Consider the following 23,278-nt stretch of genomic DNA (forward strand, 5'->3'; position numbering starts at 1 on the left):
CTCTTCATGTGAACGGTGCTGAACCACCCCGTCCGCAGGATTTGAGCGATGCCGCGTGCATCGTTGCGATCCGTCTTGTTACGCATCGCGGACAGAGCGGCGCTCACCTGGCGTGCTTCCATGCAGAGAGCTATGCTGGGAAATGGGTGACGCGGTTTGAAAGGGCGGCGTATCGTGGCGGGTGCTGAAGCCTGCCAGAACTTCCAGAAGGAACGATACGCCTATGCCAAACGATAGCGACATCATCGCCCTGCGTCAGCCGGATTCTGTCGACGATCCGCTGACCGAGATTGCCCGGGACGGCGCGCGCCGGATGCTGGCGGCCGCGCTTCGGGCCGAAGCCGACGCCTTCGTCGCTCAGCATGCCGAAGAGATCCTGCCGGATGGCCGTCAGCGGGTTGTCCGGCATGGGTATGGACCGGAACGGAGCATTCAGACCGGGATCGGCGCGCTGAATGTGCGCCGCCCGAAGGTTCGTGACCGCGCCGCCGCCCTGGATGACGAGAAGGTGCGGTTCAGCTCCGCCATCCTGCCGAAATGGGCGCGACGCTCGCGCAGCCTCGATGCGCTGCTGCCGGTGCTCTACCTGCGCGGCATTTCCACCGGCGACTTCCGGGAGGCGCTCTCCGCGATCCTCGGAGCTGATGCCCCGAACCTGTCGCCGGGCGCGATCTCGCGCCTCACCGATGAGTGGCGCCAGGACTACGATCGCTGGCAGCGCCGCGATCTCTCGGCCCGGCGGTATGTCTACATCTGGGCGGACGGCGTCTATCTCCAGGCCCGGATGGAGCCTCAAGCCGAATGCATGCTGGTTATTCTCGGCGCCACCCCTGAAGGAAAGAAGGAGTTGGTAGGCTTCCAGGTGGGAGTTCGCGAAAGCGCCCAGAGTTGGCGCGAACTGCTGGTGGACATCAAGGCGCGAGGTCTCACGGTGCCCCCGGAGGCCGCCGTGGGCGACGGGGCCATGGGCTTCTGGAAGGCGCTCGACGAGGTGTTCCCGGGCACGCGTCATCAGAGGTGCTGGGTGCACAAGACTGCCAACGTGCTCAACAAGCTCCCGAAATCGATGCATCCGGCGGTGAAGACCGACCTGCGCGAGATCTGGCAGGCCGAGACACGGGCCGCCGCAGAAACCGCCATGGACACCTTCGCCGAGAAATACGGCGCCAAATACGAGAAGGCGGTGACCTGCCTGACAAAGGACCGCGACGCCCTCTTGGCATTCTACGACTTCCCGGCCGACCACTGGGATCATTTGCGCACGGGCAACCCGATCGAAAGCGTGTTCGCCACCGTCCGCCACAGGACCGTGCGAACCAAGGGCGCGCTGTCGCAGAAAACGGCGAAACTCATGGTCTTCAAGCTCGTTCAGGCCGCCGCAAAGACATGGCGTCGCCTGAAGGGCGCGAACCAGTTGCCAAAGGTCGTCGAGGGCGTCACATTCACCGACGGTGTCGCCGCAAACGACATCGCAAACCGCGCCGCTTAATCAGGCCGCGTCACCCAGATTCCAGCATAGCTCCCATGCAGACGACGTCGAACCCTTCTGCCTTCAATCCGTAAAACAGATGCTGGCTCAAGGTGCCGGACTCGAACCCGACGCGCTCGATCGAAACGGGAAGCGCGGTAAGATATCCCGCGATCTCCTCGATCTCGCACGGCAGGTCTCGCTCATGCAGAATCGTGCCTCTGCTGTCGACCACACAAACCGCGCAGGACCGCAGCGACACATCCAAGCCAACATAATGTTCCATTCGAAGTCTCCCTTGCTCACAGATTTCNAGAGCCCAAAGTTCCGGACTCGCTGCGCAGTGGCGAATGTCGGTTTCCGGTTCGCACGTCAGCTTTTCCGCCAGATCACTCGGTTTCTGACAGATCACTCCGCGCATCCCGGATGATCATCCATGACGAATGCAGGAACAGCCCTGCGATGGCGAAAGCAACGATGAGGTCAGGCCAGGCACTGCCGAGCCAGGCGACCAGTCCGGCAGCGATCACCACGGCGAGGTTGCCGATGGCGTCGTTCCGGGAGAACAGCCATACGGCCCGCATGTTGGCGTCGCCCTTGCGGTGTTTTAGCAGCGGCAGCACCGCAAGAATGTTTACGATCAGCGCGCCCACGGCGAAGGCTCCCATTAACCCGGCCTCTGGTGTCGTCTGATTCAGGACACGCCAGATTGTGCTGCCGACAACGCCAAGCCCCAGAAATCCCAAGAACACGCCCTGGATCATCGCCGACCGCGCCCGCCATGTCAGACTCCAACCGATAGCGAGCAGGCCCAGAAAGGTGATTGCGCCGTCGCCCAAAAAATCCAGGGCATCTGCTTTCAAAGCTTGCGATCCGGACAGGAACCCGCCGAACATCTCGATCACCCCGTAGCCGAGATTGAGCAGGACCACGATCCAGAGCGCGCGGCGATAGCTCGGGTCTTTGTAAGCCGGATCGGACGATGTATCCCCGCTCTTGATCAGCTCAAAGCCATAGCCGGTTGCGTCCAGTGCTGGACGCACTTTCGGCAAGTCGTCTTCGGCGATCCGCAATGTCATGACATGGGTTGCGGCAGACACCTTCACATCGCCTTCAGCCACGCCCGCAGACCGAGCGGCCCGTTCGATCTCGGCGGCATCCTTGGCGCAGTCCATGCCATGCACCCGCATCCGGATCGGCAAAGACGTTGTAGGCAATGTGGTGTTATCTGCTCGGCTCATATGCGATCCTCTTGAAGGTAGCGTGCGAAAGAAGTCGCCGCTAACGTATCAGTGGATAATGATATGACATTGCAAAACATTCAAGATGATCTTTCGGCAGCTGACACCCTTGAGCCGCGGGCAAAGCTCTTCCGGGGTCTCGGCGACCCCAGCCGTCTTGCGATCCTCGATGCGCTACTGTCGGACGAACGCAGCGTGCAGGAAATCGTTACCCAAACAGGGCTTGGTCAGCCCAATGTCTCGAACCATCTGCGCTGCCTTTTGGATTGCGGTCTGGTCAGTCGCAGGAACGAAGGTCGGTTCGTCCGGTATCGCCTTGCGGACAGGCGGATCGCTGATCTCATCCGCGACGCAGATCAACTACTTGCCTCGACAGCCGTAGGGGTCGATGCCTGCCGAAGCTATACGGATTAACCGACGTGTCCTGCTGCAATGTTCTATTGGTGCGCCAGGCCTAAAGCAGCCATTTGCGCAGCCGCAGCAAAATGGCGCTTTGTCCGCAGTCCGGTCATTGTCACGACTCAGACCCAACGTCCGCATTCAAACCGCTACACCGGAACGAACCGGGGCCTAAGCCCCGATCCTCTTGATGCGGATCCCGAGCTTACGGGCCTTGTCGACGATGTTCTCGGTGATGCCCGAACCGGGAGTGGCGATCAGACCCTGCGGAATCGTCTCGAGCATCTTGTCGTTGCGCTTAAAGGGCGCGGCCTTGCCGTGGCACTTCCAGTCGGGTTTGAAGACCACCTGGGTAACGCCACGGGTATCTGCCCAGCGGGCGGCGATCATCTCGGCGCCCTTGGGCGTGCCACCGTGCAGCAGCACCATGTCGGGATACTTGGCGTGCGTGGCATCGAGAACGGACCAGATCAGATCGTAGGCGTGATAATCCCCGCCCGAGAAGGCGATCCGCGTGCCTTCGGGGCAGTGCACCTCGGTCTCCTTCCGACGCTTGGCCGAGAGATAGGCCCGGCTGTCCACCACAGCGGAGGTGAGGTCGCGATGTGAGACCTTGGATCCGGTGCGGGGGAGCCAGGGCGAACCGGTGGCGGCCGAGAAGTGGTCTACGGCCAGATCGCGCATCTGCTCGAAGGCGTCGCGATGGTCCCAGAGCTTGAGCCCGATCATCTGGAGGCGCTCGAGTTCGACCGAGGCGACCTCGGAGCCGTCCTGTACGCCCAAACTTTCCCGGACCTCGAATTCGTTGTCATCGAGCAGTTTCTGAATGTGGGTGAGCCGACGATGGAAGATCGAGGTGAGGGACCACAGCACCTCCTCGAGATTGTCTTCCAATTGGCTGCCGGTGAGGAGGCCGATGGTGGTGTCAAAGAGCGTCGCCATGGCGAGCTCGACCTCGTCAGGCTGGGGCAGGGGGCGATGATCGGTCTCGCCGGGCCCGGGCGTTGCGCCGTGAAGTGCGAGGTGGTCGAGGATGGCGGAGGTCACGCCGGTCTCCTCTTGGATGTCTGTCTGATGGGGCATTCTCTGGTTCCTCTGTTTGATCTGATCCGATTTGGATGGGGCGATACCAGGGCCAGCGGCGACCGGGCCGCATCCGTCAGGATCGCAGCGCAGCGGAGAATGCGCCGCGGGCCGGAAAATTGCTCCCGCGAGGAATGAGCCGAAGGCTCAGGGGAATTTTCTGGTGCGGGGAGCATTGCTGCCCGGGCGAGGGGCACTCTGCCCCGACCCGCCGGTCCATCGCTCCCCTTATCCAAACGGGATCAGATCGAACCCGCGGAACCTTTGCCCAGTCGGGCATCCTAGAGGAGGTTAGCGGTCACCCGTCCTCAATCTCCAGACCTTGTGCTTTCATGGCCTCTAACAGAGACCGGCGCAGCGCATCTCTGCCGAAAGCCAACAGATCGTCGTTGAAATCGCCCAAATGCGACACGAGTTCACCACAGGCAATTCCAAGCGATTCCAGTTGGTTACGCAATCTCATTGATGCGTTCCGTCCAACTTCGTCATTGTCCCGCGCGATCCAGATGCGCTGGATCCCCGGCGGCGGGATGAAGAGGCCGAGATGGGTGGCGGTGAGACAGGAGGCGAGATCGAACTCGGGGAGAGCAGTGCCGACCGAGAGGGTATTCTCGAGCCCTTCGCCGACGATGAGATCGCTGCGAAGTGAGCCGGACCAGAAGCGGATGGCATGGCCGTGAAGCTGCCCGAGGATCCGTTTCGGGCTCTCGATCTCGGCCAAACCGCCGGTGGACGGGTCGAGATAGAAGCGTGCGCATCCAGTGATCTGGCCCCGATTGTCAGTTATCTTCGCCAGCAGGGCAGGGACCCTTTGCGGCGGATCGGCGTCGTCCTCGCCGCGCCGTAGAAGGACCCGCGGGTGATAGCGCAGGGCTGGGCCGAGCCGAGTGATCCTCCGCCCGTGTAGATAGGTGGCAGCCAGAGTGCCGAGCACCGGCTTGCCAGCGGCAAAGAGTTTGCGCGCCCGCGCGATACGTTTGGCGGAGGCTGCATCAGGGCGCTCAGCCCTTTGGGTTTCACGAGGTGCGGCAGGGCAGGGGGCCTCGCCGAGAAAGGACCGGGCCTCCCGCAGCGTCTCCTTGAGCGTGACCGACCCAAGCCGTTCCTGCAGCAGGTCGATGAGATCGCCATATTCACCCGTCGCGAAATCCTGCCAGGACCCGGCTTTGCGGCCACCCTGCGCTTGCAGCCGGATGGCGAGACTCTGGCCCTTTGCGCCCGAGGTATCGCCAACCTGCCAATAGTTGCCCTGCTTGCGTCCCTCGGGAAAATACTGGCGGCAGAAACTCTCGGTGCGGTCCGCAAGATCGGCCGAGAGGTCTGCGATGCTGCGCCGCGCGCTCATGCGGCGGTATCCGTGGCGCTGGCACCCACCGGGTGCTCAGCCAGAACCCGCGCCAGCACGTCGGTGCCGTCTGTCGGGATGAACAGCCGCGTCTTCCACTGGATCACCTCAGTGAAGCAGCCCATGGCCTTCAGCATAGGCAGCGCCGCGCCTGACGCACCGATGAGTTCGAGCCTTGGCTGCCCCATGACCAGCGAGCGACGCAGCTGGTAGCCACCAAGCAGGTTCAGGGTCGTCTTCGCTTCCATCACGGCGGCGCAGACTTCCTGCGGCAACATCTCGATCCGGCAATCGAGACCAAGCCGCGCGTAAACATTCAAGAGCTGCTCCTGGCTGACCAAACGTCCGATGGCGCGTTCGCCGTCCTCGGTCTGCAGACGATAGATGCGCATGTTGTCGGTGGGCAGCCGGTCCCAGATCGGCAGGAGCAGGCCGCAGATCAGCGTGATCTTCGATGTGGTAAACTCCGGCACCGCGTCGACCTCGGCCTGCCAGAGATGCTCGAACATCCCGTCATCGACCTCTTCCCAATGTGAGGTCGAGAATTCGGTGGCGGCGAGGATCTCGGTCCCCATCGGACGCAGAAGCTTCACCCGCAGAATCGGCACGCCGTCCTCATCCATGAAGGCCGGCGCATTCACCATCAGGGCCGCGCGTTTTGAGGATGTGTTCCAGCACAGCGTCGCGCCTTTCGACTCAGTACAGATGGCTTTGACGCGAGGCAGGGTGAGCGGATCGTTGCGATCGGTGCGCTCCACGGTCAGGGCGGTCGCCGTCGCCCCCGTCGCCTCATGTTCGAAGATCACCTTGCGGTCGACGATCTCGAATTTTTCGGCGCGCAGGGTCTCTAGCCCGACGTCCAGCGTGCCAGCCTGCCGTGCGTCCTCGATGATGGCCGAAAGGAACCCGCCGAAAGCCTCGAAGATCGCGTCCTGCATGTCGATCCGCAGAGCAAGGCAACGGTTCAGGAACTGCTGGATCGGCGGCAGGTTTTCCTTCATCGTGCCATCCGCTTCATCGAGCGTCAGCCCGGTCATCTCCTGGAATTTGGCGTAAGAGCAGGCGTCGATCTTGCCTGCGCGCAGCTTGTAGAAGAACTGCCGCAGCGCAGCCCGCGCGTAAGGGCTTTCCAGATTGTCCTCGGCGCGGAACATGTTCTGCCCGCCGGTCTCGCGCTGCCCCTTGGTGATGGCGCCAAGCGTATCGAGGCGGCGCGCGATGGTGGAGAGAAACCGCTTCTCTCCCTTCACGTCTGTGGCGACGGGTCGAAAGAGCGGCGGCTGCGCCTGGTTGGTGCGATTGGTGCGCCCGAGCCCCTGAATCGCATTGTCGGCCTTCCAGCCGGGTTCCAGGAGGTAATGCACCCGGAGACGCTGATTCTTCGCACCCAGATCCGCATGGTAGCTGCGCCCCGTGCCCCCGGCGTCGGAAAAGATCAGGATACGTTTGGCATCATCCATGAAAGCCTGGGTTTCACCAAGGTTGGACGAGGCGGGGCGGTTCTCGACCTTGAGCCGCCCCTCCCGCGTCTTCACGATGCGCCGCTTGCGCCCGGTGACCTCGGCCACCGCATCGCCGCCGAAATGCCAGAGGATCTGGTCGAGAGCGCCCTGCACCGGGGCAAGCGCGCCAAGATGCTCGACCAGATCGTCCCGCCGCCGCTCCGCCTCTCGGCAGATGATCGGGTTGCCATCGACATCGAGGGCCGGGCGAGACCGCAGATCGCCATTCTCGTCGGTGTAAGGTTCAAAGAGCTGCGTTGGGAAGCTGTGCATCAGGTAGTCCATGATGTTCTCGCGCGGCGTAAAATCGACCTGCAGGTCGTCCCACTCCGAAGGCGGGATCTCTTCAAGGCGGCGTTCCATCACCGCTTCACTGGTCGACACCACCTGGATCACCGCCGAATGACCCACCGCCAGGTCCGCCTCGATGGCGCGGATCAACGAGGGGCACTTCATGGCGGTGATGAGATGGTTGAAGAAGCGCTGCTTGTTGCTCTCGAAGGCCGAGCGCGCAGCGGATTTCGCCTGGGCGTTCAAAGTGCCAGTCTCGGAGGAAATACCCGAGGCCTGAAGGGCGGCCTCCAAGTTGGTGTGAATGATCTGATAGGCATCGGCGTAGCTGTCGTAGATCGCGACCTGAGCGGGGGTAAGCTCATGCACCAGCATCTCGTATTCCACCCCGGCATAGGAGAGGGACCGCGCAAGATAGAGCCCGAGCGCCTTCAGATCGCGCGAGATCATCTCCATGGCGGCAATGCCCCCGGCCTCCATTGCGGCAACGAATTCGGCCCGCGTCACGAAGGGGAAATCCCCGGTGCCCCAGAGGCCGAGGCGCGAGGCATAGGCGAGATTGCCGACGACCGTCGCCCCGGTGGCCGAGACATAGAGCACGCGAGCATCTGGCACGGCATTCTGAAGCGCGAGACCGGCGAGACCTTGCTGTGAAGCCTTCTTATCGCCCCGGTCGGACTTTTCTCCGGCGGCGTTGGCCATGGCGTGGCTTTCGTCGAAAGCGATGACCCCGTCGAACCCCTCGCCAAGCCAGGACGTCACCTGGTCGAGGCGCGAAGCCTTCCCCTCCCGTTCGGCCGAACGCAGCGTGGCATAGGTGACGAAAAGGATGCCTTCGGGCAGGCGGATGTCGCTCCCTTGTCGGAATTTCGAGAGCGGCACGATATCGCTTTCGCGCCCGCCAAGCGCCATCCAGTCGCGGCGCGCATCCTCGATGAGCTTGTCGCTTTTCGACACCCAGACCGCGCGGCGGCGTCCCTGCAGCCAATTGTTGAGAATGATGCCCGCGACCTGCCGTCCCTTGCCGCAACCCGTGCCATCGCCCAGGAACCAGCCTTTGCGCAAACGAAATGCACCCTCGTCACCTTCTGCGGCGGCCGTTAGCTGGCCTTCGATCTCGCCGTGTTTGAACCGGCCCTTGAGATGCGTCTGGTGGGCATTGCCAGCGTAGATAACGCTTTCGAGTTGCGGCGCGGAGAGGAGGCCGTCCGCGACAAGGCTCTTCGGCAGCATTGGGCGGTAGCTCGGCACCGGCGGCGGCACCGAGGCCATGGCGGCGGATTGCACAAGTGCGGTCGGATGTTCCGATGCACCGTCGATCCGGATCGCCTGCAGATCATAGGCCTCGTAGACCGTGTCCTGCAAAGCGCCGTCAGGTTCGCTCCAGGCTTTCGGCAGGTATTCGAGCGGGGCCGTTTCGATGTCGTCGAACGGGTGCCTCGCGCGTTCTTCGGCGAGGGCTCGGGTTTCCTTGCGGGCGGCGTTGCGCAGGGCATGCAGGTTGGTGCGGCTCGGGCGGGGCGAAACCGACAGGGCCGTACTGGTGGGGCAGGGCGGGGGGCTGCGGCGTTCCGGGCAATGGGCGAGTACTACGGAGAGAAGATCACTCGTGGTCGCGCAGATCGGATGATAGGCGGCGTCAATATCAGCCGGTGCGGTCTCTTCAGCACCAGCCACGCGCTTGTCGATCACCGTCAGCCTAGTGTCGATCGTGGTGCCATGCCGCGAAAAGACCTTGCCGTCGATGGCGGCGGAAAATACCACATCGGCGCTTTGTGCGATCCGCTGGAATGTCGACTGGAAGGATTTCGTTGAGGGGCGAAAACGCTCGCCAGTGATGACGACAAGCCGCCCACCCGGCGCGAGACGCGCCAGGGCAGAAAGCACATGCTGACTGGTCGCCTGCCGGAACGGTCCTTCGACATGGTTCGCAGCTGAAAACGGCGGGTTCATAACGACAACCGAGGGCGTGATCGAGCGGTCGAGCCGGTCGTCGATCGAGGCGGCATCGTGATCAGATATAGCGGCATCGGGGAACAGGTGCCCAAGCAAGGCACGTCGCGTGTCGGCAAACTCGTTCAGCACCAGCTGCGCACCAGCAATTCGCCCGAAGATGGCCAGCATGCCGGTGCCAGCCGAGGGCTCGAGCAACAGGTCGTCGGCCCGAACCCCGGCGGCCTGCGCGACAATGGCCGCAAGGGGCAGGGGGGTCGAGAATTGTTGCAAGCGTACACTGTCTTCGGAGCGCCGCGTGTGGGACGGCGCCAGACCGGCAAGGCGCTCGATCATGGTGAGGAAGGCTTGTGGCGAGGCAGCCTTCCGCTGCATCAGTGCGCCGTAGCGCAAAAGCATCAGGATCTGGGCGACCTCAGCGGCCTCGTAGGCGTCCTTCCAGACCCAGGCGCCGCTGCTGTCGCTGGTGCCGAAAGCGTCTTCCATAGAGGTGCGCAGAATGGCGGCGTCGATGGACCTGCCTGCTTCGAAGTGAGGAATAAGGGCCGTCGCAGCCTGCATCAAGTGGTGCGCTGCATCCGGGCTCGTGGGCGGGGCAGGGGTCTCGGCATGGCCCGCAAGTTGGACGGAATGGGGGTGAGCGTTCATCGGCAATCTCCGGGGTTGAGGGTTGGCCCCGAGCCCCGCGTGCACTCTCTCACCCGGGAGGGGTCACCCCTCCCGCCCTGTCTCTCACTCTTTCATGGCCTCGAAAACTGAAGTCTTGGCAGCGAAAACTTATCCACAAAATCTGGGGATGACGCTGTGGGCGTTGTCGCGCAAACCCATGCCAGGCTGCTGGGACACGGCCGTGCCTGCATTTTGGGCACCTCCAGCGAAACGGACCCGACACACAGCAAGCTCGGGGACCGAATGGTCAACGAGGAGAAATCGCAAGAGCTCAGAATGGGGATCTGCAAATAAAAAGGCGACATCCGGGAGGAGGTGGATGCCGCCGATTATTCCGGATCGGCTCAGGGAGGAGGAGAGAACCGATCACAAGAGCGAACATGGGAGCAATGCTGCAGTCGCACAATGGGCGGGCTATGACTTTTCTGCAATGCAGCAATGCATGTCCGCGATCGGGTGCTGCCCATAGTTCCGGTGTGTGGCGGCGAGTTATTCTAAGGATATGCGGTCAATGCACCGGTCGCGGGTGGCGCATGGGGATCGGACCGAGGAACGGCATTCCGCGCCTCCGGCAAACAATGCGTCTCATAGGCGCCAACAAACCCCCAGCAAGCGTCGATCTCCTCGCCACCCTGTTCGACGATGTAACCATAGACACGCCCACCAAGGTAAGAATCGTAGTCGGCGGTCTCACCACGTAAGATGTCTACAGCCTGTTCGCGCAGGGCCTTGGTCACGCGTTTTACACCGAATTCCTTTCGGACCGCTTCGAGCGTCACGTAGACGTAACCGACCTGCCCAGAATCCCACGGGCAGTGGAACCCTACGGTGTTCATCGCGAGACCGGAATGGTCATAGAGAAACACAGGCAGAATGATTGCCTTCCGCTCGGCGCGGTCCCGCAGACGATCCATCGAGAGATCGCTCTGATCCGAGACGCCCGCAAGATCGCGCAGGAACGCCTCAGGGCTGTCGTACTGATGGCTGTCACCCAGCCGATAGCGGCGGTGCCAGCAGATCAGCGTACCGAGGTTGCACCACTCTCGTGGGTCCTCAGCGTCGGGGTCGTGGTAGATCTTGATCGTGTGGCCCTGGTGGACCTCCTCGTAGACGGGATCTTGCATGTCCATGTCCTTTCTCGAAACGCAATCGACCCGCCAAGCCGGTTGTGGCGCAGGCGGGTCGATCTGGATGGGATCAGATGGTTGGTGAGTTTGCCCCCCCGCCGATCAGGCGGCGGCGCGGTTCTGGCGATACTGGACGTGCTCAACCGAGACCTTCAGAAGCCAATCCTCGAAGCCGAGAATGGTCTGGTGATTGGCCACTGCCGCGACCCAAGCCGCACGCGGATCGCTGCCAATCTGCGTGGGATCGTTGTCGATCCGGCCATTGGCCATCCACGGTTCCGGCTGAATGCGGCCGAGCCAGTCCGCCAGCGACGGGATCCGTCCCTGGCAGTCTTCGCGCACATGCTGCTCGCCGATCCAGCGGATCGGGACGACCCGGCCCGCGCTGTTGATCAGGCTGTGGCCGAAAATTCGTTGAGCATCATAGATCCCGGCCGTATGATGACGATAGGCTCTGTGAACGAAGAGGGCCAGGTGCTCTTTGGATGCATCGAACCAATCATGCACATGTTGGTAATCCTCTGGAACACCACCGAATTTTCGGGCGGAGCTTTCAGCGTGGTGGAGGGGATGTGCCATGTCAGAGCCCCTCATGTTCGGTGGTATTGGTTTCGATATAGCGGTTCGAGTGGCTGACATCGATCTTGTCGGTCTCGAGCGCCCAGGTCAGTTCGCCATAGCCGCCCTCGTTGTTTTCGAAGCCCGGGCTGAGCGCATAGGCAAAAATCCCAGCCAAAGTCCTCAACCCGGCGCCGCAGCTCTTCCGTCAGGGTGATCATGTCAGGCGTCACGACCACGTCCTCGACATTGCCGGAATCGCCGTAGCCTTCGTATTGGACCTCGATGTTTGTCACGCCGAGGGCGCGCAACCCGGTGAGAAGGGCCGCGCGGGTCTCGACCCGCTGTTCGGCAGCGCGTCTCTGGGATTCGAGCATCTGCGCGTAGAAATCGTTCACTTGTGTCATCTTGTGGTTCCTTTCGAACGAAGAGGGGAGGGCGGCCATCGAACGAGGCCGCCCCGGAAGTTTGATGGGAGGGGGTCAGGCCGCAGCGTCGCCGCGTTTGTCGGCCGGCCGGTCAACCAAGTTGAAATAGAGGTTCTCGGTCGCGCGCTTGAAACCAGGCGGTTTGCGCGGGGCGAGGCAGCGCACCGAGGCACTGCAGCTCTCGCCGTGCTCCATCGCGAACTGCGTCACCTTGTCGATCAGGTCGTCCATACCCGCGGCCTGGATGCGCTTTTCGGGGTAGTTCCCCAGCATCTGGAACTGGGTGACGACAAATGCACCATCGCGATGCGCGGGATAAAGGGTGATCTGGTAGTCGAGTGTCTTGGCCATCTCAGGTCTCCTGCGGCGGGCGGGCCGCGGGTATCGCGCCCCTTGGAACCCGCCAGCGCGAAAGGACCGCCCTTTGTCCAAGGGCGATCCGGGGCGGTGAGTAGGGATTGGTGGCGTTAGTATTCTGACGGCAGAAGCAGGGTCAGGACGCGGCGCGTTTGCGCGGGATCGGAGGGCTCGGGGGAGCCGTATTGATAGTCTACGTCATACAAATCCAGTTTAAACCAGACCGTGGTCCCATCGAGGTCGATGACACCCATCTCGTGCCAGCCATGAGGATCGCTGTCAGCGTTGAACGCGTCAAACGAAGCCACGCTGCGGGTGAGAGCAAGCTGGACGTCCGGCCGAAGCGCTGCGACGCCGCGTGTCATCACGAACTGGCCCTGCGGTGCATCTGCGACGGAGGTGGTTCCGAAGATGGAGCGGCGAAAGGCATCATTCTGAGCGGCGATCAGTGCGGCTTCCCGAACGGGATCGAGGTCGAGTGTGGTGGTCATGGGGTGTCTCCGGGACGGGCCAGCCGATCCGATATCGGCTGTAGGCAACCCGTCAGCCGGAAAGGGCCGCCCTCGATGTGAGGCCGGCCCAGGGCTCAGGTCAGGTTCAGATCGGTGCTCGCCCCGTCAGGCCGCGTCGCCGCTGAGAAACGCTGGCAAAGACGATGGTTCGTCATTCTCAGCATCGGCCAGAGCGTCTGTGGCGGGCACGTCGCCGTCCTCGGCCTCGGGTGTATCGCCAATCATTTTTGCGTCGGCCTCCGTCGCACCGGTAAACACCATCCCGTCGGGCAGCCAGCGCGTCGTCTTTGCAACCGTCGCGGTGTCGAAACCTTCCGTCTCGCCGGCAGTTTCCGCGAAAGCCCGCTCCATCACCGCCGCGATATCGCCCTTGCGCTCGCGATTGCGATCCTCGGCATAATCATCGCCGATGAGTTTGCGCGCCGTGGTAACCGCATGGCCCTTGTTGACCCGACCCCAGTAGTTTTGGGCAGTCGGGCGCCAGCAGGCCGCGACATCGACGTCGAGCCGCGCGCCGATCTCTTCGATGATCGGGGAAGGACGATTGTCGGTGCTGAGCTGCGGCTTGGCCGCCAGACCCGTCGCCCAGGCGAAAAGCGCCTGCTTGTCGGCAATGGACAGCGCCGACATCGCCCGGAAGTCCTCAGGTTTCTCCAGCTTCATCCAGCCGGTGGCAAGGTCCTGTTCCAGCGCCTCGAGCATCTTCTGGGCGACGGTATCTGCATGCAGCACCTCGCGGTTCTGCGCCTGGAAGGGGCGGATCGAGATCTCGAGCGCCTCGTTGTTGTAGGACCGCCCCAAAGCCTGCGCGCAGAGCGCGTAGAGCATCGCATCGAACGCCACCTCGAAATCCGCCGCCAGATGCGCCCGCAGGATGTGCTGACGCGTGGCGCGGAGATCGTCGGCCAGGCTCGCCGAAATGCCATCCGCCTTGCGCAAAGTCGCGGCAGGGTCAGAGGTTGGCACCGGTGTGGAGGAGGTCGGCGGCGTTACGTGCGGGCGGGCAGGGGAGGGGGCATCACCTGCGTCAGCACGAACCTCGTCCTGCTCCGATGCGGCTGGAATATCCTCGGGTCGCACCAGGCCCTTTTCGACCCGCAGCGCCCCATCGTGACCGATGGTCAGAACCACGCCGGCGATGGCACGATCTTCGTCCGCGTAGGGCTGCCGCTCGCGCTGCAGGGCCTCGATCTCGCGCAGGCGCGGCTCGATGGCGTAATATTCTTCGGTCTCCGCCTCAGACCAGTCCTCACCGTCATTCTGCGCCGCCAGGTCTTCCTCGCGTGCGATGAGACGTTCTTCTTCGGCGAGAAGGTACGGATCGGGGTCGATGTCCTGCGGATAGACCCGCCCGAAGCTGCGAAACGCGCCGTAATCCACAGAGAGATGCACCTCGACCCATTTCCACGTCCCCTCAAAAGTCTTGGCGGCAGCTTGCAGTTTCTCGATGGCAAGGCGCTCCAGGAGATCGGGGTTTGCCATATGGGCGCTGGCGCGGTCATCGAAGAGATCACGCAGCAGAACACCGCCTGCCGCCTCATAGGCCTCGATGCCGACAAAGCGCCCAAGAGCCGAGTTCGCCGAATGCGCGGTCTCGGTCAGCTGGCGTTTGATGCTTTGCGGATGGATGTGATAGCCGCCCTTCACTGCATTCCAGACTGCCAGTTGGCGATCATGATCATCGGTCAGCGTGAAGGCCATCACGCATTCGAGGGTCAGGTCACCCGCACGAAACTGCTCGATGATCTCGGGCGCGACTCGGGCGAGTTTGAGGCGGCGGCGCACGAGGTCGACGGAGACGCCGAATTTCAGCCCAATCTCGTCCTCGCTGCGGCCCTCACCGATCATCTTCTCGAAGGCCTCGAACTGGTCAGCCGGGTGCATCGCAGCACGCTGGAGGTTTTCGGTGGCGGAGGTGAGGATTGCATTGCGCTCGTCCTCGACGAGGCAGGGCACTGGGTAGTCGGCAGGAATGACGCCATCCTCGGCGAGTTGTTTCAGCGCCTTGAGGCGACGACCGCCCGCATCGACTGCAAAACGTGTCTCAGACATCGCATGAACCACCAGGTTCTGTTTGATTCCTGTCTCGCGAATGCTGGCGAGCAGTTCGGCGTCATCGCTGGCGCTCGCAGCCACCTTTCGGACGTTGAGCGAGCTCGGCTCCAGCTGGTCGAGCGGGATCATTCGGATGTCGGCAGCGCCGCCAGGCGTTGCGGCTCCGGCGGCTTCGGTCTTCTTTGAGGTGGTGGGTTTCGGTCGAGTCGTGGTCTTGGCCATGGTCAGGGTCCTTGTCACGCCGGGCCCGGATGAGCCTCTCTCTATCCTTTCAAGCCCGGCACCCGGGCTTCCCTTTCTCTGGCTTTTTCCAATTGCAGGTCACGTCACCAATCGACCGATTGTAAACGAGTGCAAGTAGGTGCTCGCCCGTCGTGCTCGTCCAAAAACCCTTGGTTTCCTTGTGCTGAGAGCGATCTGAGAGGTTTCACCGGCAATCGCGCGCGCATACTATATAAAGAGCAAAAGCAACCGCCACAAAATCACTTGGGTAATGTGCAAAAGAATAGTATTTTGCACATATGAAACCTCAAGCATCCGCTTTGACTGATGATTTCGATGACCCCCTCATCACCATCGAGGAGGATGAAGAGACTCACGAAGAGGATCTCTGGTTTCTGCCGGGACCACTCGAGGAAGAACCGGATGATTTGCCTCCCGGGCCACGTGCGGAACCGCCCGACACTGCTGTCATCGAAGACTGGGCAAAGGCAGAAAGCGTTCACGCTGCGCGACTGGCACGGGTCTCTGGACGTCTGGGTGCTCTGGATGACCGGCTGCTGCGCGGCCCGGAAGGCTGGCGGCATCGCCTCGCTTTGATCGAGGCAGCGAACCTCAGCTGGTTCGCAGGGGATCGGGTGAGTTCTGATCGTCTGGCGCTCTGGATATCGATGCGGCTCTCGGGCGCACAGGATGACCCAAATGCCCTTGCAAGAGTTGGATGGGCTGTTCGGCGCCTGACAGGCGGTCCCGGACCGAAGGCTGACTTGGCCGCCTTCCTGGATCGCCGCGATCCCGAGAACATTGAAGACAGCGCTGAGCGTTTCGAAGATCGTGCGGGCGGATGGCTGGAAGTAATGACAGCCGCAGCCGAGTTCCACCCAATCACCCGAGCTTGCATGGGCTTTCATCTCTGGAGTCTGGCGGGACTCGGACAGCACGGCGACCAGATCGAAGCCGCCGTCACCGCGTCCAGGATCGCGGCCTGCGACGGAAGCGGCGCCGTCTTCGCGCCGCTGGCTATGGGCGGGGCAGGGGGGCTGCGTGTCTCGGGTTTGCCAACCGAACGCTTGGCACACTGGTTGGATGGGATGAACAGCGCAATTCTAACGGCGATGCGTCATCTAGATGGTACCCAAACATGGAGTGTTCGGGCGGAAGGAGCCATGTCTCAGCTTTCGGGCAGAACTCCGGCCGCTCTTCGGTCTGTGTTGACAGAGTGGCCTTTGGTGTCGGCCCCGATGGCGGAGGCCCTAACAGGCGCAAGTCGCGCGGCTGTTCAAAGGAACCTCGCATGGATGCAAGAGCGAGGCCTGATCCGAGAAGTGACGCAACAAGGACGATTCAGGATGTGGCGGATCAAGGACTAGACCGTTGTGATCAGATCCAGCGACGGGGACATTCTCGGTTCATTGAGGGAGGAGCGCCCACCGCCAATGCTTACGTTCATCGATGTCGCCAAAGGGTGGTTTGCATATCGACCTAGGTGTCTTGGTCAAAATCGCTCTGTGTGATCCGGCAACGAGCTATGGCAGCCTTTCGAAAAGATCCGGTGTTTCCTCGTCGCGCCGCCTGCTCAGACCCTCGCCAAGATGCAGACAAGGGTGCTTAATTCGTGTCAGGCCTTTGCCGCCCTCAAAATGGACCCACCCTCCTCTGGGCATGCCCACGCTTACGATCAGCGCCCCACATATCGGACAAGTCCGTCTGAACGATGCGCCCCTCTTGCTTTCACCATCGCCCCGAACTGCCCAACCGCCGCGGACGGATACCGTGCGCCCTGACGACAGACGGCGGGTGTGTGCCTTCCGGTAATACCAGCGGTCCGTCATCCCATACCCGTTCTTTCCTCGACCCGGCTGCCGCTTGGGGTCGAGCGCACGTAAAAGCCTTGTGGAATAGCCTCCTGCACCAGCCCGACGTGCGAGATCAGGCCGACGGCCCGGCTGCCCTCTGTCAGCGCAGCAAGAACTTGGATCACCTGATCCAACGTGCCTGCGCCATTCTCGGTGTCGAGGCTCCCGAAGCCTTCATCGATAAAAATTGTGTCCATCCGGATCTTGCCCGAAAGGCTCTCGACCACATCAGCTAGCCCAAGCGCGAGAGCCAGTGCCGCGATGAAGGTCTCGCCCCCCGACAGTGTCGCTGTCGGGCGAGCCTTGCCGGTGTTGATGTCGAAGACTTCGATTTCGAGCCCACGCTTGCCGCGACCGCCAGATGCCTCGAGCCCACGCGTCAGCCGGTAGCGACCACGTGTCATAGGGTCGAGCCTCATATTCGCCGCCTCGAGAACCTGGTCGAACATTGCTCCGATCGCGAAGGTCTCGAGTGTCATCTTGAAATCGTTCTTGCCGTTAGCCAGATCGGCCAGCCCCCGGAGCGGACCGGTCTCGGTTTCAAGCCGCTCGGTTTCGGCCAGCGCCGCCGCAAGCGATTCCTTGAATTTGGTCAGTGACGATACATCTGTCCTCGCTGTGGCGAGTGCAGCGTTGGCCGCGTTCAAGGTCTGGGTGGCGTCTGCCAACGCCAGCTGAAGCGGGGCAAGATCCGGGCGTTCACGATCTGCGCAAGCGGCTATGGCGTTCTGCAATGTCGTGTGAGCCGCGATCAGGCCCTCACGATGATCGGATACCGTCTTCTGGTCGGCATCGAGGGTCGGGAAATGCGCCTTGCAAGCATCATATCCCGCTTTGTCCAGCCCGACCTCGGCAAGCCGAGCACCAAAATCATCTTGCGCCTTTTTCACGCGCTGTTGCTGCGCGTCGCGCGCCCGCTTTGCTGCTTCCAGCTGCTCTTGCGCACGGGTGAGCATTTCACCGGCGGCTCGGTCCTGTTGCGTCGCCACTTCCAGCGCCTCGGACAGTTGCCTTTGCTCTCTCTGTAAAGCCTCCCGTCGAGCGACAACCGCCTCGGGCGTGCGCAGACCTTCCGGCAGGGCCTCGATCACTGTGTCCAGCTTGGCGCGCGCGCCGGCAAGATCGGTCTCGGCCTTTCCCGCAGCGGTGCGCGCCGTAGCCTCGGCAGCTTCAGCCTCAGTCAGTTTCAGCTTGAGTTGGGCCAACTGCTCCGCCATCGCGTCTAAATCGACCGCTTCTCCAAGCGCGGCGACGTCGCCTTCAAGCCGTGCGATTTCAACTTCGAGTGCCGCTAACGTGCGCTCAGGACTTTCCTGTTCCTCGAGCGCCCGCTTCTTTTCGTCGAGCCGCATTCGAAAATTGCCGAGTTCGCTTTCGGCCCGAACTCTGGCTTCGGAGGCAGTTCTCGCCTGAACCTGCGCACTCCGAAACGCTTCGGTCAAACCAGCTTGTTCGGGCATACCATGGGCAGGCGCAGGATGATCATGGGAGCCACAGACAGGGCAGGGCGCTCCTTCGGTCAACTTTTCGGCCAGAATGATCGCTTGCGTGCGCGAAAGCCGTGCCTCGGCATCTACCAATGCCGCATCAGCGGCTTGCGCCGCGTCGGTTCTTGTCGCCAGTTCGTTCGATGCCGCTTCTACATTTCGTTGAGCATCGGCGACAGCCTCTTGCGCCTTAACATGCGCCGCTGCCTTGACTCTTTCTCGGTTGACCTCGGCCAACTCACCGGTCAGCTGGCCTCGCACCGTTTCGGTCTTTCGCGCTTGATCAAGTGCCAGATCGGTCGCATCGCGCTGAGACTTGAGCTTCTCTCGGGCATCTATGGCCTCGGTCAGAGCCTTCTTCGCCGAACCTTCGTCCTTCGCAGCGTCGTCAAACGCGCTTCTAAGAGCCGCTGCTTGACCGACCTGGTTCTCGATCGCCTCCAACCTTGTCAGGTCAGCCTGAACTTGCTGCCGCCGGTCCTCGCCCGACTGTGCCTCAACAAGTAATGGGATGGCCCGCCCCGCATCCAGACGCCAATGTTGGTGCAATTGAACTCAAGGAGGATTTACGGATGCGCACAAAACCAAACCCTGACGCGGCAGCCTACGGGATCGACATCGGCAAGAAGGTCTTTCACGTCGTCGCGATGGACGCTGCTGGACAACCAATACAGCGCGCGAAGTTTGCGCGTGAGACGCTGATACGGTTCTTTGAAGCCGCTGATCCTGTGCTGATTGGCATGGAAGCCTGCGCTGGATCGCAGTGGCTGGCGCGCAAGTTGATTGCTCTGGGCCATGACGCTCGGATCATCCCGGCCAAATTTGTGAAAGCCTACGTCAAGTCCAACAAATCGGACACCATCGACGCGGAAGCCATTGCAGAGGCTGTGACCCGGCCAACGATGCGCTTTGTGCAAGTGCGCTCAGATGATCAGGTCGATTTGCAGGCCTTGCATCGGATCCGGGATCGCCTCGTGCGCAACCGCACGGGCCTGATGAACCAGGCACGCGCGTTTTGCATCGAGTATGGTTTGGCGATGCGCACTGGCGCCGGTGGCTTCCACTCAGACGTTCGCCGCCACCTTGGCAATGAAGACAATGATCTGTCCGGTGCGATGCGCACGTTGCTCACGAGTTTGTTGGACGATCTCGATCACTTAGAGCGCCGTATCGCCGAGCTGTCCAAAGAGATCGAAGCCATCGCGCATAGCGACGAGACGATCAAACGTCTGCTGACTATCCCCGGCATCGGCCCACTGGGCGCAACCGCGCTTGTCGCTGCGGCGGGAGACGGCAGGCAGTTCAAGAAAGCGCGAGACATGGCAGCGTGGCTTGGCCTCGTTCCGGCTGAACATTCATCAGGTGGTAAGCAAAACCTGCTCGGCATCAGCAAGCGTGGAAATGGATATGTCAGGCGACTTCTGATCCACGGCGCGCGATCATGCTTCTTGCATTTACACCGTGAGACACACGCACTTGGCAGGTGGCTCAGCGCTCTCGAAGATCGAACGCATCGCAACAAGGCCGTTGTCGCGTTAGCAAACAAACTCACCCGGATCGCTTGGGCCATTCTGACGAAGCCTGGCGAAAACTATCTGCGGACGAAAGGGGCGGCAGCATGATCTGACCCTTAATCCGCAAACCCCATTGCAAGGGATGTGATGACCAAACGGCTGATCGACCACGGGTAAGCTACGCGCAAAAAAGAGGGACATGATCCCGGAGCTAGTAATCTGGAACCCGAGGTGCGGATCTCATCAAGGCCTGGCTGGCAAAATCAGCCACTGATCAGAGGCCGGATACATTTACGCAAGCCAAAGACGTCATCCAACAACTTGCAACCGCGGGGCGGACCATACATTTTTCCCAGCATCTCCTTGAGCGTGGCCACATCCAGCATGTGCTCCGCGAGCTGTGAACCGGCATGCATGTTTGGATGCCCCCTTCGATGCAAGGATTTTTCTGACCTTCTGAGCATGTGATCGGGTGCGGTCATGTTTCAGGCCTCTCAGGTGCGACCGTGACATGCCGCGGGCCGGTATGGTGATGCGCGGATCGGGGGCCTGATCAAAATTGCGAGCTTGAGCTCGTTGGATGCCACCGGCTCACCCGTTCCGGATCTTGTCGATCATTTGCCCATGCTGGTCGTCGTCCTCCTCACATCGCCGACGCTCCGGCGGCCGCGGTCAGCAGACCGCGCCGGTCGGATCTCGGTAATCCTCATCTCGCGAGAGCATGGCCCAAATCATCCGGGCCATCTTGTTGGCCAAGGCGATAGCGACCAGCATGCGCGGCTTCCGGGCCAGCATGCGGGAGAGCCACGATCCGGGCTTGCCGCCCTCGCGACCCCTCCAATGCACGACGGACATCGCGCCCACGATCAGTAGGCGGCGAATGTCGCGCTGCCCCATCTTGGATGTTCGGCCGAGCTTCTGTTTTCCGCCGCTGGAATGTTGCCGGGGAACGAGCCCGAGCCAGGCCGAGAAGTCGCGCGCTCGGCGGAATTCGCGCATATCGGGCGCGAAGGTGCCGATTGCCATGGCACAGACCGGACCGATCCCCGGCATCGTCTGAAGTTTGCGAGCGACATCGCTTTCCTTCGCTGCCGCCGCAATTCGCCCGTCCAGTTCGCCGATTTCGGCGCTGAGCCCTGCGATCCGATCGAGGTAGAGCCGCCCCAAGTTGCGAACCAGGTCTGGAATGTCTTCGTCTTCTTCGAAGCGCGCGGCGAGACGGTCGATATTGCCAATGCCCTTGCCCAGGATGATGCCGTGCTCAGCGAGATGTCCCCGGAGCGCATTGACCAACTGGGTGCGCTGTCCGACGAGCAAATCGCGGGTGCGAAAGAGCATCGCCTGTGCTTGCTGTCCGGCCGTCTTCACCGCCACGCTGCGCATCGTCGGGCGCAGGGCGGCCTCGGCGACAGCTTCCGCATCAGCCGCATCGTTCTTCTGCCGCTTCACGAACGGCTTCACGTAGATCGGTGGGATGAGCCGGACGTCATGGCCGTGCCGGGCCAGCTCCCGACCCCAGTAATGTGCGGTCCCGCAAGCCTCCATCGCCACGACGCACCGAGGTAAGGCCGTCATGAACTTCGCAAACTGTGGACGAGACAACTTCTTGCGGAACAGGACCCGCCCGTCTGCCGCAGCTCCGTGAACTTGAAAGACCTGCTTTGCCAGGTCGACGCCGACGATGCTAACCTCATTCATGGATGCCTCCTCTTCCTATGGTGACTTCAGCATCACCATCTTGGCACATCGCGATGCCGTCGGGCGGGGGCATCCACCCCATCAAAATTGACGCCGTAGCGGGGTAATCGGCGCCCAAAAATGACCCCCTTACACTGATGGTCATGATGCTTCCGAGGTCATCGGGAGCGCAGTGTGGGATGTTGGTCGTGGAGACGATAGCGAAGATCCGGCGGGCATATTTTCAGGACAAGAAGTCGATCAAGCAAATCTGCCGGGATCTGCGGGTGTCGCGGAACACGGTGCGCAAGGTGATCCGGTCGGGTGCGACGGAGCTCACCTACGAGCGGACCATTCAGCCGCTGCCGAAGATCGGGCCCTGGAAAGACATGTTGGACGAGATGCTGGCGGTGAACGCGCGGAAGCCCAAGCGCGAGCGACTGACCCGCATCCGCATCCGCATCTTCGAGGAACTCCGGGCTCGAGGGTATGATGGTGGTTATGATGCGGTCCGGCGATACGCGGCGACGTGGTCCAAGGAGGAAGAGGTGGCATCTGCCGCCGCCTATGTGCCGCTAAGTTTCGATCCAGGCGAGGCCTACCAGTTCGACTGGAGCCACGAGATCGTGGTGATCGACGGCGCGACGACCACGGTGAAGGTGGCGCATGTCCGCCTGTGTCACAGCCGGATGCTGTTCGTGCGTGCCTATCCCCGCGAGACGCAGGAGATGGTCTTCGACGCCCATGACAAGGCCTTCGCCTTCTTCGGGGGCACCTGCACGCGGGGCATCTACGACAACATGAAGACCGCGGTCGAGACGATCTTCGTCGGCCGCGACCGAGCCTACAACCGCCGGTTCCAGCAGATGTGCGGGCATTACCTCGTCGATCCCGTCGCATGCACCCCGGCATCCGGCTGGGAGAAGGGACAGGTCGAGAACCAGGTCGGCGTTGTCCGAAGGCGGTTCTTCGTGCCCCGGCCTAAGTTCAGGAGCTACGCCGAGCTCAACGCCTGGCTCGAGGATCGCTGCGTTGCCTGGGCGAAGGCCAATCCGCACCAGGAGCTTCGGGATCGAACGATCTGGGATGTGTTCCAGGACGAGCGCGCGAGTCTTGTGCCCTATGTCGGGCCGTTCGACGGCTTCCATGCCGTGCCGGCGTCGGTCTCGAAGACCTGCCTCGTCCGGTTCGACAAGAACCGCTACTCCGTCGATGGCCGGGCGGTTGGTCGTCCTGTCGAGATCCGCGCCTATGCCGAGCGGGTCGAGCTCTGGCAGGACGGCAAGATCGTGGGGCAGCACGCCCGAGCCTTTGGGCGCGACAAGGCCATCTACGACCCGCTGCACTACATTCCGGTTCTGGCTCGCAAGCCTGGGGCCCTCCGGAACGGTGCCCCCTTCAAGGACTGGGTGTAATCGCCGGACGTAATCTCCCCAAAACCGCCGTTTGAAAAATCCCCAGCCATGAGCGGCAGGGCCAATTCCGAACCTCAAATTTTCGGAATTGGCGCTGCCGCGGGACACAGGCCTGATGCTCC

General features: G+C 62.0%; 18 protein-coding genes and 3 pseudogenes. 5 read left to right on the forward strand and 16 right to left on the reverse strand.

Annotation, left to right across the window (positions count from 1 at the left end):
• A pseudogene (locus D4754_RS23280) lies at positions 1-128 on the reverse strand (IS110 family RNA-guided transposase); the annotation flags it as partial.
• Positions 129-223: 95 nt separating this feature from the next.
• On the opposite strand from D4754_RS23280, the gene D4754_RS23285 reads away from it, so the two are divergent.
• Positions 224-1,489 carry an IS256 family transposase gene (locus D4754_RS23285; RefSeq protein ID WP_121068538.1) on the forward strand — a complete coding sequence of 422 codons (1,266 nt, stop codon included), beginning with the start codon at positions 224-226 and terminating at the stop codon, positions 1,487-1,489.
• A 10-nt stretch (positions 1,490-1,499) separates the two neighbouring features.
• Here D4754_RS23285 and D4754_RS23290 read toward each other — a convergent pair whose 3' ends face one another.
• Positions 1,500-1,754 (reverse strand): hypothetical protein, encoded by a 255-nt coding sequence (locus tag D4754_RS23290; protein WP_121068540.1) that lies wholly within the window; start codon positions 1,752-1,754, stop codon positions 1,500-1,502.
• Between the two features lie 103 nt (positions 1,755-1,857).
• A complete protein-coding gene (locus D4754_RS23295) occupies positions 1,858-2,709 on the reverse strand; it encodes a cation diffusion facilitator family transporter (RefSeq protein WP_038068544.1) in 852 nt (283 codons plus the stop codon).
• Positions 2,710-2,772: 63 nt separating this feature from the next.
• Here D4754_RS23295 and D4754_RS23300 point away from each other — a divergent pair, with 63 nt between their 5' ends.
• A complete protein-coding gene (locus D4754_RS23300) occupies positions 2,773-3,123 on the forward strand; it encodes an ArsR/SmtB family transcription factor (RefSeq protein WP_014132722.1) in 351 nt (116 codons plus the stop codon).
• 156 nt (positions 3,124-3,279) lie between these two features.
• Here D4754_RS23300 and D4754_RS23305 read toward each other — a convergent pair whose 3' ends face one another.
• The 10 genes and pseudogenes from D4754_RS23305 to D4754_RS23345 all read right to left on the reverse strand — a co-directional run bounded on the left by D4754_RS23305 (position 3,280) and on the right by D4754_RS23345 (position 15,210).
• Positions 3,280-4,191, reverse strand: a complete 912-nt coding sequence (locus D4754_RS23305) for a DUF2493 domain-containing protein (protein WP_121068542.1) — start codon at positions 4,189-4,191, stop codon at positions 3,280-3,282.
• A 298-nt stretch (positions 4,192-4,489) separates the two neighbouring features.
• Complete coding sequence (locus D4754_RS23310; protein WP_121068544.1) at positions 4,490-5,536, reverse strand: DUF7146 domain-containing protein; 1,047 nt, start codon at positions 5,534-5,536, stop codon at positions 4,490-4,492.
• Entirely contained in the window at positions 5,533-9,930 is a 4,398-nt protein-coding gene (locus tag D4754_RS23315; RefSeq protein WP_121068546.1) for a strawberry notch-like NTP hydrolase domain-containing protein, read from the reverse strand. The genes D4754_RS23310 and D4754_RS23315 overlap by 4 nt, the downstream gene beginning before the upstream one ends.
• A gap of 515 nt (positions 9,931-10,445) precedes the next feature.
• The gene (locus tag D4754_RS23320) at positions 10,446-11,075 is read right to left on the reverse strand and encodes a hypothetical protein (protein ID WP_037931030.1); all 630 of its coding nucleotides are present in this window, start codon (positions 11,073-11,075) and stop codon (positions 10,446-10,448) included.
• A gap of 105 nt (positions 11,076-11,180) precedes the next feature.
• Positions 11,181-11,657 (reverse strand): DUF6915 family protein, encoded by a 477-nt coding sequence (locus D4754_RS23325; RefSeq protein WP_121068548.1) that lies wholly within the window; start codon positions 11,655-11,657, stop codon positions 11,181-11,183.
• Position 11,658: 1 nt separating this feature from the next.
• A complete protein-coding gene (locus D4754_RS24525; protein ID WP_240453997.1) occupies positions 11,659-11,814 on the reverse strand; it encodes a DUF6878 family protein in 156 nt (51 codons plus the stop codon).
• A gap of 100 nt (positions 11,815-11,914) precedes the next feature.
• A pseudogene (locus D4754_RS24695) lies at positions 11,915-12,082 on the reverse strand (hypothetical protein); the annotation flags it as partial.
• A 36-nt stretch (positions 12,083-12,118) separates the two neighbouring features.
• Complete coding sequence (locus D4754_RS23335) at positions 12,119-12,415, reverse strand: hypothetical protein (RefSeq protein WP_121068550.1); 297 nt, start codon at positions 12,413-12,415, stop codon at positions 12,119-12,121.
• A 116-nt stretch (positions 12,416-12,531) separates the two neighbouring features.
• Positions 12,532-12,912 (reverse strand): DUF3768 domain-containing protein, encoded by a 381-nt coding sequence (locus D4754_RS23340; protein WP_121068552.1) that lies wholly within the window; start codon positions 12,910-12,912, stop codon positions 12,532-12,534.
• 126 nt (positions 12,913-13,038) lie between these two features.
• Positions 13,039-15,210: a ParB/RepB/Spo0J family partition protein gene (locus D4754_RS23345; RefSeq protein WP_121068554.1), complete on the reverse strand. Its 2,172-nt coding sequence runs from the start codon at positions 15,208-15,210 to the stop codon at positions 13,039-13,041.
• A 299-nt stretch (positions 15,211-15,509) separates the two neighbouring features.
• On the opposite strand from D4754_RS23345, the gene D4754_RS23350 reads away from it, so the two are divergent.
• A complete protein-coding gene (locus D4754_RS23350) occupies positions 15,510-16,577 on the forward strand; it encodes a hypothetical protein (protein WP_121068556.1) in 1,068 nt (355 codons plus the stop codon).
• A 458-nt stretch (positions 16,578-17,035) separates the two neighbouring features.
• Here D4754_RS23350 and D4754_RS23355 read toward each other — a convergent pair whose 3' ends face one another.
• Positions 17,036-18,994 carry an SbcC/MukB-like Walker B domain-containing protein gene (locus D4754_RS23355; protein WP_163026040.1) on the reverse strand — a complete coding sequence of 653 codons (1,959 nt, stop codon included), beginning with the start codon at positions 18,992-18,994 and terminating at the stop codon, positions 17,036-17,038.
• 128 nt (positions 18,995-19,122) lie between these two features.
• On the opposite strand from D4754_RS23355, the gene D4754_RS23365 reads away from it, so the two are divergent.
• Complete coding sequence (locus D4754_RS23365) at positions 19,123-20,172, forward strand: IS110 family RNA-guided transposase (protein ID WP_121068562.1); 1,050 nt, start codon at positions 19,123-19,125, stop codon at positions 20,170-20,172.
• A 155-nt stretch (positions 20,173-20,327) separates the two neighbouring features.
• Here D4754_RS23365 and D4754_RS24190 read toward each other — a convergent pair whose 3' ends face one another.
• Together D4754_RS24190 and D4754_RS23370 are read right to left on the reverse strand one after the other, a co-directional pair.
• Positions 20,328-20,546, reverse strand: coding sequence for a hypothetical protein (locus D4754_RS24190; protein ID WP_163026041.1), 219 nt, complete (start codon positions 20,544-20,546; stop codon positions 20,328-20,330).
• 190 nt (positions 20,547-20,736) lie between these two features.
• Positions 20,737-21,762, reverse strand: coding sequence for an IS110 family RNA-guided transposase (locus D4754_RS23370; RefSeq protein WP_073068830.1), 1,026 nt, complete (start codon positions 21,760-21,762; stop codon positions 20,737-20,739).
• Between the two features lie 179 nt (positions 21,763-21,941).
• Between D4754_RS23370 and istA the strand changes: the two are divergent.
• Positions 21,942-23,150: pseudogene (gene istA, locus D4754_RS23375) on the forward strand (IS21 family transposase); the annotation flags it as partial.
• Positions 23,151-23,278: the final 128 nt, after the last annotated feature.

Origin of the sequence: Chachezhania antarctica, assembly GCF_003646465.1 — a bacterium.
GTDB lineage: Bacteria > Pseudomonadota > Alphaproteobacteria > Rhodobacterales > Rhodobacteraceae > Chachezhania > Chachezhania antarctica.

Bases quoted from the DNA above. Each gene is read 5' to 3' on its own strand.
- D4754_RS23295 (WP_038068544.1), bottom strand. From the start codon at position 2,709: ATGAGCCGAGCAGATAACACCACATTGCCTACAACGTCTTTGCCGATC.
- D4754_RS23320 (WP_037931030.1), bottom strand. From the start codon at position 11,075: ATGCAAGATCCCGTCTACGAGGAGGTCCACCAGGGCCACACGATCAAG.
- D4754_RS23310 (WP_121068544.1), bottom strand. From the start codon at position 5,536: ATGAGCGCGCGGCGCAGCATCGCAGACCTCTCGGCCGATCTTGCGGAC.
- D4754_RS23325 (WP_121068548.1), bottom strand. From the start codon at position 11,657: ATGGCACATCCCCTCCACCACGCTGAAAGCTCCGCCCGAAAATTCGGT.
- D4754_RS23305 (WP_121068542.1), bottom strand. From the start codon at position 4,191: ATGCCCCATCAGACAGACATCCAAGAGGAGACCGGCGTGACCTCCGCC.
- D4754_RS23290 (WP_121068540.1), bottom strand. From the start codon at position 1,754: ATGGAACATTATGTTGGCTTGGATGTGTCGCTGCGGTCCTGCGCGGTT.
- D4754_RS23335 (WP_121068550.1), bottom strand. From the start codon at position 12,415: ATGGCCAAGACACTCGACTACCAGATCACCCTTTATCCCGCGCATCGC.
- D4754_RS23340 (WP_121068552.1), bottom strand. From the start codon at position 12,912: ATGACCACCACACTCGACCTCGATCCCGTTCGGGAAGCCGCACTGATC.
- D4754_RS23365 (WP_121068562.1), top strand. From the start codon at position 19,123: ATGCGCACAAAACCAAACCCTGACGCGGCAGCCTACGGGATCGACATC.
- D4754_RS24190 (WP_163026041.1), bottom strand. From the start codon at position 20,546: ATGACCGCACCCGATCACATGCTCAGAAGGTCAGAAAAATCCTTGCAT.
- D4754_RS23285 (WP_121068538.1), top strand. From the start codon at position 224: ATGCCAAACGATAGCGACATCATCGCCCTGCGTCAGCCGGATTCTGTC.
- D4754_RS23315 (WP_121068546.1), bottom strand. From the start codon at position 9,930: ATGAACGCTCACCCCCATTCCGTCCAACTTGCGGGCCATGCCGAGACC.
- D4754_RS23370 (WP_073068830.1), bottom strand. From the start codon at position 21,762: ATGAATGAGGTTAGCATCGTCGGCGTCGACCTGGCAAAGCAGGTCTTT.
- D4754_RS23350 (WP_121068556.1), top strand. From the start codon at position 15,510: ATGAAACCTCAAGCATCCGCTTTGACTGATGATTTCGATGACCCCCTC.
- D4754_RS23345 (WP_121068554.1), bottom strand. From the start codon at position 15,210: ATGGCCAAGACCACGACTCGACCGAAACCCACCACCTCAAAGAAGACC.
- D4754_RS23300 (WP_014132722.1), top strand. From the start codon at position 2,773: ATGACATTGCAAAACATTCAAGATGATCTTTCGGCAGCTGACACCCTT.